We start from the raw sequence: 14,328 nt of genomic DNA on the forward strand, positions 1-14,328 counted from the left end.
AGGCGGCGATGTCCACGCCCCGGCGCTTAAAAACAGGACCCGCACAAGCAAAATCCGGAGGATGAGACGATGAAGATTTTGGTTCTCACACTTGGCGTTCTTCTCCTGCCGTTTGGCGCGGCCGCAGCCGAGGCCGATGCAAGTCGGTTCCAGCTGGAGAAGAGCGGCGACCATTTCGTCCGGCTCGACCGGCAGACCGGGGCCATGTCGATCTGCCTGGACAAGGACGGCGCCCTCGTCTGCCGGATGGCGGCCGACGAACGGGCGGCCTACGAGGACGAACTCGACCGGCTGTCCGAGCGGGTGACGAAGCTGGAACAGGGCGGCCCCATCCAGCGCGCATTGCCGAGCGATGCCGAGATCGACCGCTCGATCAGCATCATGGAGAAGATGATGAAGAGTTTCATGGGGATGGTGAAGGAGTTTCAGGCTGAGGAAAACGCCAATCCCCTTCCGCAGAAGACCTGATCTGATATAGTCATATCACTAGGCATGCATGCAAACCTCGGAGGGGACGGCGGCGCATGCAGGCACGATCGGGCTCTTGGGAGGGAGTTTTCGATGCAGGAACAGACCATCATCATTGCGGACGATCATCCGCTGTTTCGCGATGCGCTGCGCCAGGCCGTCATCGGCATGGAAGGCCGGCAGGCGATCGTCGAAGCCGGCGATTTCGCGGCGGCGCGCAAGGCGGCAGGCGCCCATGCGGAGGCCGACCTCATGTTGCTCGACCTCGCCATGCCCGGGGTCAGCGGCTTTTCCGGCCTGATGGCGCTGCGCTCCGAATTCGCCAGCCTGCCGATCATCATCGTCTCGGCAACCGACGATGCGACGACGATCCGTCGGGCGCTGGAACTCGGCGCCTCCGGCTTCATTTCCAAATCCGCCGGCATCGACGACATTCGCCGCAGCATCCAGACGGTGCTTGCCGGCGACATTGCCACGCCGGAAAACTACCGCGGCGGCCAGGAGCAGGATCCCGATGTCGCCGACCTGATCCACCGCCTGCATACCCTGACGCCGCAGCAGAGCCGGGTGCTGACCATGCTCGGCGAAGGGCTGTTGAACAAGCAGATCGCCTACGAACTCGGCGTCTCCGAGGCGACGATCAAGGCGCATGTCTCGGCGATCCTCTTGAAACTCGACGTCGACAGCCGTACGCAGGCAGTCATCCAGCTCGGCAAGATCAACATGGCGATGGTCGCCTGAAACCCTTGCAATATCAGGATTTTATTCCTCCTTTGCCTTTACTCCGGCGGCACGGTCGGTTAATATTCCGACCGGCTGACGCGCGGATGAGCCGCGCACGGAATCGGGCGCCTATGCTGTCACACGATCAGATCTGGGGAGCGATCGACAGGCTTGCCGAGCGGCACGAACTGACGCCATCCGGTCTTGCGCGGCGTGCCGGGCTCGACCCTACCTCCTTCAACAAGTCGAAACGGCTTTCCGCCGATGGGCGGCTGCGCTGGCCCTCGACGGAATCGATCGCCAAGGTGCTCGACGCCACCGGGGCGAGCGTCGAGCAGTTCCTTGCCTTTCTGCAGCCCGATGCCGGTTTTTCCAAGCGGCCGGCCGGCCAATCTGACGGCGCCTTTCCGCCGCAGGGCAGTTCAATCCCGCTGCTCGGCTTTGCCCAAGCCGGCGCCGGCGGCTTCTTCGACGATGGCGGTTTTCCGGCCGGCCAGGGCTGGGACGTGGTGGAATTTCCGGCGGCGCCGGCGCAGAAATCAGCCGTCTATGCGCTGGAGGTGCAGGGCGAGAGCATGATGCCGCTCTATCGCGACGGCGACGTGCTGATCGTCGAGCCCGGCGCGCAGGTGCGCCGCAACGACCGCGTCGTCGTGCGCACATGCGAGGGCGAGGTGATGGCCAAGGTGCTGCTGCGCCAGAGCCCGCGCTCGATCGAGCTGATGTCGCTCAATCCCGAGCATCCCAACCGCACCCTCGAGCTTTCCGATGTCGATTGGATCGCCCGCATCATCTGGGCCAGCCAATAGGAAGATATTCCATGCGCCCTGCCGCCATCTTCACAGGTCTCATAGGCATGGTGGTGGTGGCCGGCCTGCTGATGGCGGGTGAAGCAAGGCTGCGGGGCGGCACGGCCGAAGGCGAGCCCGTGCCTGCCGAGGAAACGGTGGCCGCGGTGGATCAGCCCGCGCCAGCCGGCGAACCGGCTGCGATTTCGGAGGACCGGGCCGAAGTGATCGTCCGCTCGACGGAACCGGCGGCGCCCTCCCTCGGGGCTGCCGACGGCACGGCACCCAAAGTCGCCGAGAGCGAGAAACGGGCCGAGACGGCCGCCGGGCAGACGGCAAGCCCAGCCGTGAAAAAACCGGTGGAGCTGGCGCGGCCGGCAGTCGAAAATGCCGGCCTTCTCTCCTTCGGCGAGCGCAAGCTGCAGCTTGCCGGCATCGTGCCGACGCCGGCCGACAAGATATGCGGGCCGACCGGCCGGCAATGGCCCTGCGGCATGATGGCAAAGACCGCGCTGCGCCAAGCTCTTGCGCAACCGCAGCATCGCCTGCGATCTCGACGCTGTTGAATGGACGGAAACGGCGACGGTCGCCTGCCGGCTCGGCACGCAGGATCTCGGCGCATGGCTTGCCGAAAACGGCTGGGCCGAGGCAGCGGCGGGTTCGCCGCTGGCATCGGCCGCCGAGAAGGCCAGGCAAGCCGGAAAAGGCCTTTACGGCGACGATCCGCGCCGGAGATAACCGGCGGTCTTGACAGGGCGCCGATCCCTTGTAATGCCGGCTGCCAATTCCCACTCTGGGCTGATCGAAAAAGGAATCAGAGATGAACAAGCCGCTTTCCGCCCATGATGCGCTGATCTACGTGATGGTGATGGCCTCAGCCGTCGACAGCACGATGAACGACCGGGAGATGGAAAGGATCGGACAACTGATCGGGTTCCTGCCGGTTTTCCGGGACTTCGACGACGACAAGCTGATTTCGGTGGCGCGCGACTGCGCCTCGCTGCTGGCCGGGCCCGAAGGCCTCGACGTCGTTCTCGAAACCGTGCGCGACACCCTGCCGGCAAAACTCTACGACACCGCCTATGCGCTGGCCGTCGAAGTCGCTTCCGCCGATCTCTCCGTCAAAGCCGAGGAACTGCGGCTGCTCAGCCTGCTGCGCGACCGGCTCGGCCTCGACAAGCTCACCTGCGCGGCGATCGAGCGCAGCGCCATTGCCCGCTTCCGCAAGGGATAAGGCATGTCGCGCAAAAATGTGCCGCGGTTTTGCGGCAACGACATGCGCAAAAACAAAGAGCTAAAGCGCGAGGAGCGAATCTGAAAGATCGCGACGCGCTTTAGGCTTGAAGGCTCAATAAAGCCCGTAGGGAAAATAGCGCAGATAGATTTCCTGGAGCCGGCCATTGCGCGACAGCGTGGCGAGCGCATGGTCGATCGCCGCCGTCAGCACGCTATCCTTCTGCCGCAGCATGATCGTCATGCCCTCGCCGAGGAAATGCTCGGAGAGATAAGGGCCGTCGAACAGGGCGCAGCATTTGGCCGAGGCCGGCGAGGAGACCCAGAAGGAGAGCTGCAGCGCATCGGCGAAGGCGGCATCGACCTTGCGATCCTTGAGTGCCGTAAGCAGGGCGTCCTTGGTGTCGAAGGTTTGGGCTTTGATCGCCGGAAAGAACGCGGCCAGCATCGCCTCGTGCACCGTGCCCCTGACCACACCGACCGGGTGCGCTGAAAGGGCGGCAGCCGTTTTGCCGTCGAGCGGCACGGCGAGATTGCGCACGAAGCGGGCCGGCAGCATCAGATACGGCCGGGAGAAGACGAATTGCCGGCGCAGCTCCGGCGTCACGGCAAGGCCGGCGATCACGGCGTCGCCCTGCGAGGCGGCGAGCGCATCCTTCAAATCGGCAAAGGGGATCGCCTGGATCTGGCACTTGTCCGAAATCTCCAGCTCGCTGCAGATTTCGCGGGCGAGATCGACGTTGAAACCGGAAAGCTTGCCGTTCTGATCGGTAAAATTGAACGGCGGAAAATCGACCGAGGTCAGGAAGCGCAGGCGGACCAGCGAGGAGAGATCGGGCCGCGCCAGACGTTCACGGGCATCGAAAAGCAGCGGCAGCGAGGGTGTTGCCTGCTGGGCGGATGCGGCAAAGCCAAAAGATAGAGCGCCCAGAAACAGGCCGAACGCGAGAAACCCCTTCACAGCCAGGGATGCCAACTTGGATTGCATCATCGTGATCTTGGTCTCGAATTAAGCGCGAAGCGTGTGGTGTCGGCGAGATGTAGCAGAGTCATGCGGGACGGGGAATATGCATGGGACGGATCGTGCCACATCCGCCCCTCATCCGGCTGCCGCCACCAAACGGGGTCGAGCCACGCGTCTCGACCCGTCCTTCGGACCCCCGCCTGCGGGGCGAAGGGGATATGTCGCGACCTCTCCGTCCCTCGCTAACCTCTTTCATGGCACGTCCCCTCTCCCCGTCAGAACGGGGAGAGGGTTAGGGCGAGGGGCAGCCTTCGGCGCGGTGGCAGCCGGAGCGGCTTGCCGGTTGACGCTCCCAAAAATCACCGCGGCGCCGCCCCGCCGTTAGCGCGGAATTAAAGAATATCGCCTCTATTTGTGACGACGACACGGACCCGCCGGCCGATTGCATGATGCATGCGTCAACCCCGCAATAATCCCTGAGCCGCGACACCGACGCAGTGCTCTGTTTGCAACAATTGATTTCAAAGAACCGGGCGTGCGACGCCCGGTCAACCGGGTGACATTTCCATGAAGCATCTGAAAATCCGCACGAAAATCATATCGGTCGTGGCGCTGCTGGGGCTGATCACGATGGCCGGGCTGGTCTATGTCGTCGCCGAATTCCGCCGTGCGGACGCCGCCTACAGCGCCTTCATCGATCATGAAGCGCTGGCCTCGATGCAGAGCGCGCGCGCCAGCGCCTCGGTGGTGGCCTCGGTGCTGCAGGTGAGCCTGCTTGCCGACATGAAGCCGGATACGCCGGCATTCCAGACGACGCTCGCCACGCCGAGCAAGCTGCCGCAGGCCCGTGAGCGGATGAAAGATGCGCTGGCGCTGGTGCCGAGCCGCAAGCCGGCGATCGACGAGATTCAGGCCGGCATCGATGAGATCGAAACGCTGGCGAACAAGATCATCGAGCAGAGCAAAGCCAAGGACGGCGCCGGGGCGCAGGCGAGCGTTGCTCTGATCAATGCCAAGCTCAATGCGCTGACGCCGAAGATGATCGCCAACAATGATGCGATGATGGCGATGCTCAACGACGGCGGCGACGCGCTTTCGGCTTCGGTCAACGGGCGGATCGTCTTCTGCCTCGTTCTGATCGGCATCGCCGTGCTGCTCGCGGTCGGCTTCAGCGTGGTCGTCGCCCAGATGGGTATTGCCGGCCCGATGACGAGGCTCAACCTGCGCATGACACGGCTTGCCGAGGGCGATACCGCAAGCGAGGTCGGCGGCCTCGACCGCGGCGACGAAGTCGGCCAGATGGCCAAGGCCGTGTCGATCTTCCGCGACAACGCGATCGAGCGTGCGCGGATCGAGGCGCGTGCCGAAGCCGACCGCAACCTTAGCGACGGCGAGCGCCGCGAACGCGAGGCGCAGCGGACCCGTGAAGCTGCGGAGCTCGAAGGCGCCGTGACCGCGCTCGGCGACGGCCTGCGCCGCCTTGCCGCCGGCGATCTCGCCTCGCATATCGACCAGCCTTTCGTCGCCCATCTCGACGCGCTGCGCGAGGATTTCAACAATTCGGTCGAGAAGCTCAACGAGGCGCTGCATACGGTCGGCGCCAATGCCCGGGCGATCGGCGCCGGTGCCAACGAGATCCGCTCTTCCGCAGACGAGCTTTCCCGGCGGACGGAACAGCAGTCGGCCTCCGTCGAAGAGACGGCGGCAGCACTGGAGGAGATCACCACGACGGTGCGCGACGCCGCCAAGCGCGCCGAGGAGGCGAGCCAGCTCGTCGCCCGCACCCGCCTCGGCGCCGAAAAATCCGGCGAGATCGTCCGCAAGGCCGTCTCCGCCATGCAGCAGATCGAAAAGTCTTCGGGCGAGATCTCCAACATCATCGGTGTCATTGACGATATCGCCTTCCAGACCAACCTCTTGGCCTTGAATGCCGGCGTCGAAGCGGCGCGTGCCGGCGAAGCCGGCAAGGGCTTTGCCGTCGTTGCCCAGGAAGTGCGGGAGCTCGCCCAGCGCTCCGCCAAGGCGGCAAAGGAAATCAAGGACCTGATCACCAATTCCGGCACACATGTGCAGACCGGCGTCTCGCTGGTCGGCGAAACCGGCAAGGCGCTCGATTCGATCGTCCAGGAAGTGCAGGAAATCAACCAGCACGTCCACGCCATCGCCGAAGCCTCGCGCGAACAGTCGATCGGGCTGCAGGAGATTAACACCGCCGTCAACACCATGGACCAGGGTACGCAGCAGAACGCGGCCATGGTCGAGCAGTCGACAGCCGCCAGCCACAGCCTGGCGACGGAAGCGACGGCGCTGAACAACCTGCTCGGCCAGTTCAAGCTGACCGGCACCGGCGGCTTCGCCGCTGCCGCGCCGATTTCCTCTGCCCGACCGCCGGCAGCCGCACCGCGCGCCGCCGCGCGCCCAGTGGCCAAGGCACCCGCGATCCGGGTCGCGCGGGAAGGTGCGGCCCGCCCGATCGCCTCGCCGGCCCGCGCCCTCGGCCAGACCCTCGCCAACGCCTTCGCCGCAACCGACAGCGCGCCGAAGGGCCAGGATGGTGACTGGACGGAGTTCTGAGCAGCAAATCTCGGCACAAGGTGCAGCTATGCGTTTCGCGCCGATGGCTGCACCTCACCCTTCCGTAGGCGATTTGCCTTGTGAGAGGTGAGCGAGGAACTGAGCGGCAGCCACAAGTCTCTTCTCCCCTCGGGGAGAGGTGCCGGCAGGCGGATGAGGGGGCTACGCGGAAAGCCCTCCCGTCACAATCTATCCCACTGTCGAAGCCTGCATGGACGTCGATGAAAAGACCGGCTTCGCCGGCCCCCTCATCCGCCCTACGGGCACCAGCCTGGGCGAGCCACGGGTCTCGCCCGTCCTTCGGACCCCCGCTCCGGAGAAGAGGCAATCGCAAGGCCGCGGCATCTCCTCCTTTCGCCGCGTTTACCTGGCCGGCCGCCACCCAACCTCCACGAGGATATTCCCCGGCGCCGTGCAATAAAACAGCCAGCCGCCGCGCATAGCGGCCGGCGGGCCGGAGAGCTCCACGCCGGCGGCAACCAGCCCGGCGTGAACCCTATCGACATCCGCCCTATCAGGCAGAATGAAGCCGATATGATAGGTCTGGCGCTGCAGTTCGACCTGGTCGGCAATGCCGAACTTGGCGATGGCGTGGCTGAGGACGATTTCGAGGCCGGTATCGTCCTCCAGGATCGCGAGGCCGTTGTTGCCGCGCATATCCTTCAGCGTCAGGCCGAAATGGCGGATGAAGAAGTCCGCCGTTTCAGCGATATCGGGTACGTGAAAATCGAGATGGTTCAGGCGCATGACAGTCTCCGTTCAAAAAAATCCCGGGACTGCAATTTGCCGTCTCCGCACGCCGCCGGGATCCCGCATCTGATGCAGATCACGTCGCGGGTTCTCTTGCCATAGGCTACGGAGCAGAGCTTCTTTGAGAGCGCTCGTGACGCTCTGACGGAAGGGATCGGGCTTACCTCAACCGATCCTGCCTTTTTCGACGCTGCCGATCTAGCAGACGGCGCCGGTTTCGGCAATGAAATAGCCCGCGCCCGATCACGGCGTCCCAAGCAGCGTTTCTCGAAGGATTGAAGGCGGATACGCCGTTTCATCTGGCGAGCGTGATCCGATCGGGAGTAAGATCGCATCCTCGGCGCATCGGAAGGGATGGACATGAAACCCGCACTCATCGGCTTGATCGGCAGCCTCATTCTCACCGGGTGCAGCACCGCCACCTATAGCGGCCCCGGCCTGGAGCCGATCCCGGGAAGCATCACCTATAACGGCCAGCCACGCAGCAAGCTCACCAAATCACCTGCTGGCTCCGCCTTCCCGCATGATTTCATCGACCAGTATGGCCAGCAGGTGGAAGAAACCTACATCATCCAGCCCGACCGGAGCCTGATCATCGCGCACCGCCGGTACAAGCCGATCCGGTTTTTTGGGGATTAGAGAAGTTCGCTGGAAAGGCAGTTGGAGCGGGTGAAGGGAATCGAACCCTCGTATTCAGCTTGGGAAGCTGCTGCTCTACCATTGAGCTACACCCGCGATCCGCTGAGATTTCCAACAGATGGGGGCCGCTGTCAAGCCGCGCGGGACCGATCTCTCAGATGCGGAAGTGTTTCGAGAGTTCGAGGCCCTGGGCCTGGTAGTTGGAGCCGAGTCCGGAGCCGTAGAGGCTGGTCGGTTTTTCCTGCATGTGCTCGTAGACCAGGCGGCCGACGATCTGGCCGTCTTCGAGGATGAAGGGCACTTCGTGGCTGCGCACTTCGAGCACGGCGCGGCTGCCGCGACCGCCGGCCGGTGCGTGGCCGAAGCCCGGATCGAAGAAGCCGGCGTAATGGACGCGGAATTCGCCGACCAGCGGATCGAAGGGGGTCATTTCGGCGGCATAATCCGGCGGCACGTGCACGGCCTCCCGCGAGACGAGGATATAGAACTCGTCGGGATCGAGGATCAGTTCGTTGCGGCCGCGGCTATAGAGCGGCTCCCAGAAATCGAAGATGTCGTGCTGATCTTTCTTGTCGACGTCGACAACGGCGGTGTGGTGCTTGCCGCGATAGCCGATCAGGCCGTCTTCATCTCCGGCAAGGTCGATTGACAGCGCGATGCCGCCGCCGGAGACGTTCGGCTGTTTGCTGGCGACCAGCGTTTCGCTTTCATGCAGCTTCAACAGTTCCGGCTCGCCGAGCAGGGCCTGGCCGACGCGGAAGCGGATCTGCGACAAGCGCGAGCCGCGGCGCACGACGATCGGGAAGGTGCGTGGGCTGATTTCGAGATAGAGCGGGCCGGCATAGCCGGATGGGATCTTGTCGAATTCCTGGGCGTAATCGGTGATGACGCGGGTGAAGATATCGAGCCTGCCGGTCGAGCTCTTCGGATTGGCCGAGGCCGACATGTCGGCCGGCAGCGCCAAGCTCTCCATCAGCGGCACGATATAGACGCAGCCGGTTTCGAGCACCGCACCTTCGGAAAGGTCGATGACATGCAGGCTAAGGCGGTCGAGCTTGTCCGAGACCAGGTGCGAGGGGCCGGGCATGAAGCTGGCGCGCACGCGAAAAGCCTTGGCGCCCAAGCGCAGGTCGAGGCTTGCCGGCTGGATCTGGTCACGGTCCAGCTCCCGTTCGGAGATCAGACGCCCCGTTTCGAACAGCGCCGAGATCGCGCGGTCCGCCAGAATTCCCGTTTCACGAGCCATCATGCCTCATCCATCATTTGCCGCCGACAAAACCAAATACGGGGAATTGACGCAAGCAGCTAACAGCAGTATTGCAGAATTATCCCGTGGTGATTTGGCCGGTCGGCTTGCAGCCACGTTAAACAAGTGGCTAAAAAGACCGGGTTGAAACCGGTCTGCTTTTGCGGCCGGTTTTTTTGTTATGTGAAGGTGATGGCATGAGCAAGACCTGGCGCCCGGCAACCCAACTCGTCCACGGCGGAACCTTGCGTTCGCAATATGGCGAAACATCCGAGGCAATCTATCTCACGCAGGGCTTCGTCTATGAGACGTCGGAGGCGGCCGAAGCCCGCTTCAAGGGCGAGACGGACGGCTACATCTACGCCCGCTACGGCAGCCCGACCAACGACATGTTCGAAAAGCGCATGTGCATGCTCGAAGGCGCCGAAGACGCCCGCGCCACCGCTTCCGGCATGGCGGCCGTCAGCGCGGCGATCCTCTGCCAGCTGAAATCAGGCGATCATATCGTCGCTGCGCGTGCCCTGTTCGGCTCCTGCCGCTGGGTCGTCGAGACGCTGGCGCCGAAATACGGCATCGACTGCACGCTGATCGACGGCCGGGATCTGGCGAACTGGGAAAAGGCGATCACGCCGAAGACCAAAGTGTTCTTCCTGGAAAGCCCGACCAACCCGACGCTCGAAGTGATCGATATCGCAGGCGTCGCCAAGCTCGCCAACCAGATCGGCGCCAAGGTCGTTGTCGACAACGTCTTTGCGACACCGCTCTTCCAGAAGCCCCTGGAGCTTGGCGCCCATATCGTCGTTTATTCCGCCACCAAGCATATTGACGGCCAGGGCCGCTGCCTCGGCGGCGTCGTGCTTTCCGACAAGGAATGGATCGACGAGAACCTGCACGACTATTTCCGCCATACCGGCCCGGCCATGTCGCCGTTCAATGCCTGGACGCTGTTGAAGGGCATCGAAACGCTGCCGCTGCGCGTGCGTCAGCAGACCGAGAATGCGGCGAAGATCGCCGATTTCCTGGCCGAGCAAGGCAAGGTCGCTAAGGTGATCTATCCCGGCCGCAAGGACCATCCGCAGGCCGACATCATCGCCAAGCAGATGACCGGCGGCTCGACCCTCGTCGCCTTCGAGTTGAAGGGTGGCAAGGAGGCGGCCTTCGCGCTGCAGAACGCGCTCGAGATCATCAAGATTTCCAACAATCTCGGCGACAGCAAGAGCCTGATCACCCATCCAGCGACGACGACGCACAAGAACCTCACGGAGGAGGCGCGCGCCGAACTCGGCATTTCCCCGGGCACGGTCCGCCTTTCGGCCGGCATCGAGGATACCGACGATCTGATCGAGGATTTCGCCAAGGCGCTTGCCAAGGTCTCGGCCTGATCCCACCCATGGCGGCCGGACCCCTCGGGGGTTCGGCACGCCACGATGTGATAGGCCGGACCTCACTGCGGTCCGGCCGGGGAACAAGTTCGGCGGTGCCGGCGTTCGGAAGTGAAATTAACACTGTCAATTAGGCTTAACAATCGAAACAGCTTGGATCAGGACCGTTTTAGTCACGATCAACGTTCCGTTTCTTGACGGACAGCGCCTCTTATAAGATACGGGTAACATATCTTGACTAAGGTGCAAGGCATGTATCGCGCCCTCACAAAAGATATCGAAGTCGTCGTCGAGCCATTCTATCTGGAGGAGCAATCCGATCCGGAAGACGATCGCTATGTCTGGGGTTACCGGATTGTCATCAGCAACAATTCCGCCATCGCGGTTCGCCTGGTCAACCGCTACTGGAATATCACCGACCAGAACGGACAGGTGGACGAGGTGACCGGCCCCGGCGTCGTCGGCGAACAGCCGCGGCTCAGCCCTGGAGATACCTACGAATATTCCTCCGGCTGCCCGCTCGACACGCCCTCCGGGCTGATGTTCGGCCATTACCAGATGGAAACGGATGAAGGCGAGATGTTCGATGTCGACATCCCCGCTTTCTCGCTGGATTCACCGGGGCTGTTGCGCGTGCTCAACTGACGGGTTGCTTGTCAGTTCGAACGCGAACGCCGTGCTTGCCGCATGGGTCCTCGGGCTTGACCCGAGGACCCATGCGGCAATCACTGCGCTCGGACGCGGCCGGCTGCAGCCTTCCAGTCAGTACCAACATGGGCGCCGTACCCCCCGCCGTGGATCCTCGGGCTTGCCCAGTCAGCAATCAACTAAAGGTCAAAAAGATCCGAGGCTTGGGTGCCTGGCTTTGCTTCGAACGGATCTTTTGATTGTGGCGGCCCCGGCTGTTTCATGACCGCATCGTTTACCGCCTTTTGGCAGGCGAGCAACTCATCCGCTGCCCTCTCGGAATCTTTCAAACCGAGGGCAACAATCTCTTTTCCGTTAAAGCGGGCGCGGAAACTCAGTTTACCAGCGAACTCCTCAATCAAGTCGGTATCGTCGGTATCGATCCACAATGATTTGAGGCCATCGAGATCAAGACCTCTCGCATCAGCCGTCCATCGAGACTGGTCTAACGAGAGTTCGATGGGATAATGCTTACCTTTCTCCAAGGATTTCCAGTTCGGATTTCCAAGCAGAATGTACAGAGGTTTGTCCTTTTTTCGGAAATTGAAGCCAAGACGAAAAATGGTGTCATCATCAAAGGAAGTCAGAACAAAACAGCCATTGTCTAAAGTCGGGTCGACAGCCACGGTCCAGCCCCCGACCTCTTTCCATTGGATTGCCTTATCATCAGCCAAGCCAATTCGTGGCATCGCAGCCATGAGTGCGACTACGACATAAAAAATACGCATGAAGTCCCCATCCCCGAACCAATTGGGTAATTGGTGCACAGTGACTACCGAAAGTCGAGTCACCGTGCTGCATCATCGCTAATCTTTCGTATTCGTTCTGTGCGTGCTCAACCGAGCCTATTCGGCCGGCTGAAGTTCGGCCGGCTCGAAGCGGTAGGTGGTCGAGCAGAATTCACAGGTGACTGCGATTTCTCCGTCTTCCTGGCTGGCCTCGATCTCCTCGGCGGTAAAGCCTTTCAGCACGCCCTTGATCTTGTCGCGCGAACAGCTGCAGCGGTCGAAGACCGCCCGCGGTTCGTAGACGCGGACGCCGCGTTCGTGGAACAGGCGAAACAGCAGCCGCTCGGTGCCAACCAGCGGGTCGGTCAATTCATCGGCGTCGATGGTCTCGACCAACGATCGGGCTTCGGTCCAGGCGTCGTCCTCACCATGCGGGCGGCCGCCGGTGTCGCCGTCGCCGCCGTGGAGATCCGGCTGGCGCATGCGCTCCGGCGCCTCAGGCAGGAACTGGGCGACAAGGCCGCCTGCCCGCCAGCGATGGCGTGGTTTGCCGGCATCGTCGCGGTCGAAGAGCTCGGCCGCGGCCAGGCGTACGCGCGTCGGGATCTGCTCCGACTGGCGGAAATAGACGCCGGCGATGTCCTCGAGCGAGGTGCCGTCGAGTTCGACGATGCCCTGGTAGGGCTGGCCGAACTTGCCCTGATCGATGGTGAAGGCGAGCACGCCCCGGCCGAGCAGCTGCTCCGGCTCGGTTTCCCCAGCTTCAATGGCCTTGTTGAGCAACGCCTGATCGAAACGGGCATAGGCGCGGACATTTTCCGGCGTCGAGAAATCGGCGACGAGAAGATCGACCGGGCCATCGCCCTTGGTCTGCACGGTGAACTTGCCGTCGAACTTCAGCGAGGTGCCGAGCAGCACCGTCAGCACCACGACTTCGGCAAGCAACCGGGCGACGGGTGCGGGATAATGATGGCGCTCGAGGATCGCGTCGAGCATCGGGCCGAGCTGGACGGCGCGGCCGCGCACATCCAGACCCTCCACCTGGAAGGGGACGACATGGTCATCGCCGGCGAAATCGAACTGGCCGAGGGCGGTTGCAGCTTCTGCCATGGATTCACTCCTAGTTTTCAAGCGAAAGGACAGGGTGCCCTTCGCTCGCGCGGCCGCGCGTTTTCACACGCGGCGTCCGATTGTGGTTCAGATCGCGCCCAGGCACCAAGCAAGAATCGACTTCTGCGCATGAAGACGGTTTTCCGCCTCATCGAAGACCACGGATTGCGGGCCGTCGATCACCTCGTCCGTCACTTCCTCGCCGCGATGCGCGGGCAGGCAATGCATGAACAATGCATCGCTGCCGGCCTTGGCCATCAAGGCCGCGTTGACCTGATAAGGCTGGAAGACGTTGTGACCCCGGGCCCGATGTTCCTGATTCATGGAGACCCAGGTATCGGTCACCACGCAATCGACGCCGTCGACCGCACGGTCGGCATCATGGCAGAGCATGATTTCGGCGCCCTCATTGCGGGCCCAGTTCAGATAGTGATCCTTGGGCTCCGAACCAAGGGGCACGGCCATGTTCATGCGGTAGCCGAAACGCGCCGCCCCTTCGACCAGCGAATGCAGCACATTGTTGCCGTCGCCGGTCCAGGCGATGGTCTTGCCCTTGATCGGGCCGCGGTGCTCTTCGAACGTCATGATATCGGCCATGATCTGGCAGGGATGGGTGTCATCCGTCAGCGCATTGATCACCGGCACGGTCGCATGCTCGGCAAGCTCCTTCAGCCTGGAATGTTCGGTGGTGCGGATCATGATCGCATCGACATAACGCGACAGCACCTTGGCGGTGTCGCCGATCGTCTCGGCGCGGCCGAGCTGCATCTCGGTGCCTGATAGAAACAGCGTTTCACCGCCGAGCTGGCGCATGCCGACATCGAAGGAGACGCGGGTGCGGGTCGACGGCTTTTCGAAAATCATCGCCAGCATCTTGCCGGCGAGCGGCTTGTCGCCCTTGCCGGCCTTGAAGGCCTGCTTGCGGGCGAGCGCATCGTTCATGATGGTTCTGAGGTCGGCTGAGGTGACCGCCGAAAGGTCGAGGAAATGTTTAGGAGCCATGTTCTTACCTGTCGTGCGCCCGCAGGCGCAATCC

Annotated in this window: 14 protein-coding genes, 1 tRNA gene, 1 pseudogene and 1 riboswitch; of the genes and pseudogenes, 9 read left to right on the forward strand and 7 right to left on the reverse strand. The window is 62.8% G+C overall.

Translation table 11 applies throughout. The features are described from left to right. The first annotated feature begins 69 nt into the window (after positions 1 to 69). The 5 genes and pseudogenes from MF410_RS16385 (at position 70) to MF410_RS16405 (ending at position 3,213) form a co-directional block, all read left to right on the forward strand. Complete coding sequence (locus MF410_RS16385) at positions 70 to 468, forward strand: hypothetical protein (RefSeq protein ID WP_239619892.1); 399 nt, start codon at positions 70 to 72, stop codon at positions 466 to 468. A 93-nt stretch (positions 469 to 561) separates the two neighbouring features. Next, positions 562 to 1,209, forward strand: coding sequence for a response regulator transcription factor (locus MF410_RS16390; RefSeq protein WP_012556514.1), 648 nt, complete (start codon positions 562 to 564; stop codon positions 1,207 to 1,209). Positions 1,210 to 1,322: 113 nt separating this feature from the next. Beyond that, positions 1,323 to 2,000 carry a helix-turn-helix transcriptional regulator gene (locus MF410_RS16395; protein ID WP_012556513.1) on the forward strand — a complete coding sequence of 226 codons (678 nt, stop codon included), beginning with the start codon at positions 1,323 to 1,325 and terminating at the stop codon, positions 1,998 to 2,000. 11 nt (positions 2,001 to 2,011) lie between these two features. After that, a pseudogene (locus MF410_RS16400) lies at positions 2,012 to 2,717 on the forward strand (thermonuclease family protein). An 82-nt stretch (positions 2,718 to 2,799) separates the two neighbouring features. After that, positions 2,800 to 3,213, forward strand: coding sequence for a tellurite resistance TerB family protein (locus MF410_RS16405; protein ID WP_003570543.1), 414 nt, complete (start codon positions 2,800 to 2,802; stop codon positions 3,211 to 3,213). Positions 3,214 to 3,327: 114 nt separating this feature from the next. On the opposite strand, the gene MF410_RS16410 is transcribed toward MF410_RS16405, so the two are convergent. Next, positions 3,328 to 4,203 carry a transporter substrate-binding domain-containing protein gene (locus MF410_RS16410; protein ID WP_097624778.1) on the reverse strand — a complete coding sequence of 292 codons (876 nt, stop codon included), beginning with the start codon at positions 4,201 to 4,203 and terminating at the stop codon, positions 3,328 to 3,330. 540 nt (positions 4,204 to 4,743) lie between these two features. On the opposite strand from MF410_RS16410, the gene MF410_RS16415 reads away from it, so the two are divergent. Continuing rightward, positions 4,744 to 6,750 (forward strand): methyl-accepting chemotaxis protein, encoded by a 2,007-nt coding sequence (locus MF410_RS16415; protein ID WP_097624777.1) that lies wholly within the window; start codon positions 4,744 to 4,746, stop codon positions 6,748 to 6,750. Between the two features lie 363 nt (positions 6,751 to 7,113). Here the strand turns inward: MF410_RS16415 and MF410_RS16420 are convergent, their stop codons facing one another. Beyond that, the gene (locus MF410_RS16420) at positions 7,114 to 7,497 is read right to left on the reverse strand and encodes a VOC family protein (protein WP_097624776.1); all 384 of its coding nucleotides are present in this window, start codon (positions 7,495 to 7,497) and stop codon (positions 7,114 to 7,116) included. Positions 7,498 to 7,860: 363 nt separating this feature from the next. Here MF410_RS16420 and MF410_RS16425 point away from each other — a divergent pair, with 363 nt between their 5' ends. Next, a complete protein-coding gene (locus tag MF410_RS16425) occupies positions 7,861 to 8,139 on the forward strand; it encodes a hypothetical protein (RefSeq protein WP_097624856.1) in 279 nt (92 codons plus the stop codon). Between the two features lie 22 nt (positions 8,140 to 8,161). Here MF410_RS16425 and MF410_RS16430 read toward each other — a convergent pair. Beyond that, positions 8,162 to 8,235, reverse strand: a tRNA-Gly gene (locus tag MF410_RS16430). Positions 8,236 to 8,293: 58 nt separating this feature from the next. Then, on the reverse strand, positions 8,294 to 9,388 hold the full coding sequence (locus MF410_RS16435) for a 2'-deoxycytidine 5'-triphosphate deaminase (RefSeq protein WP_239619893.1): 1,095 nt from the start codon (positions 9,386 to 9,388) through the stop codon (positions 8,294 to 8,296). 73 nt (positions 9,389 to 9,461) lie between these two features. Next, positions 9,462 to 9,540, forward strand: a riboswitch (SAM riboswitch). Positions 9,541 to 9,582: 42 nt separating this feature from the next. Here MF410_RS16435 and MF410_RS16440 point away from each other — a divergent pair. Both MF410_RS16440 and apaG read left to right on the forward strand, forming a co-directional pair. After that, positions 9,583 to 10,767 (forward strand): O-succinylhomoserine sulfhydrylase, encoded by a 1,185-nt coding sequence (locus tag MF410_RS16440; protein ID WP_097624775.1) that lies wholly within the window; start codon positions 9,583 to 9,585, stop codon positions 10,765 to 10,767. Between the two features lie 252 nt (positions 10,768 to 11,019). After that, positions 11,020 to 11,412, forward strand: a complete 393-nt coding sequence (gene apaG / locus MF410_RS16445) for a Co2+/Mg2+ efflux protein ApaG (protein WP_003588769.1) — start codon at positions 11,020 to 11,022, stop codon at positions 11,410 to 11,412. A gap of 182 nt (positions 11,413 to 11,594) precedes the next feature. On the opposite strand, the gene MF410_RS16450 is transcribed toward apaG, so the two are convergent. The 3 genes from MF410_RS16450 to argF form a co-directional block, all read right to left on the reverse strand. Then, positions 11,595 to 12,182, reverse strand: coding sequence for a hypothetical protein (locus MF410_RS16450; RefSeq protein ID WP_165503938.1), 588 nt, complete (start codon positions 12,180 to 12,182; stop codon positions 11,595 to 11,597). A 117-nt stretch (positions 12,183 to 12,299) separates the two neighbouring features. Beyond that, positions 12,300 to 13,292 (reverse strand): Hsp33 family molecular chaperone, encoded by a 993-nt coding sequence (locus MF410_RS16455; protein WP_097624774.1) that lies wholly within the window; start codon positions 13,290 to 13,292, stop codon positions 12,300 to 12,302. An 87-nt stretch (positions 13,293 to 13,379) separates the two neighbouring features. Continuing rightward, positions 13,380 to 14,294 (reverse strand): ornithine carbamoyltransferase, encoded by a 915-nt coding sequence (gene argF, locus MF410_RS16460; RefSeq protein ID WP_003588772.1) that lies wholly within the window; start codon positions 14,292 to 14,294, stop codon positions 13,380 to 13,382. Between the last annotated feature and the right edge of the window lie 34 nt (positions 14,295 to 14,328).

Origin of the sequence: Rhizobium sp. C104 (assembly GCF_022354505.1) — a bacterium.
Lineage (GTDB): Bacteria > Pseudomonadota > Alphaproteobacteria > Rhizobiales > Rhizobiaceae > Rhizobium > Rhizobium redzepovicii.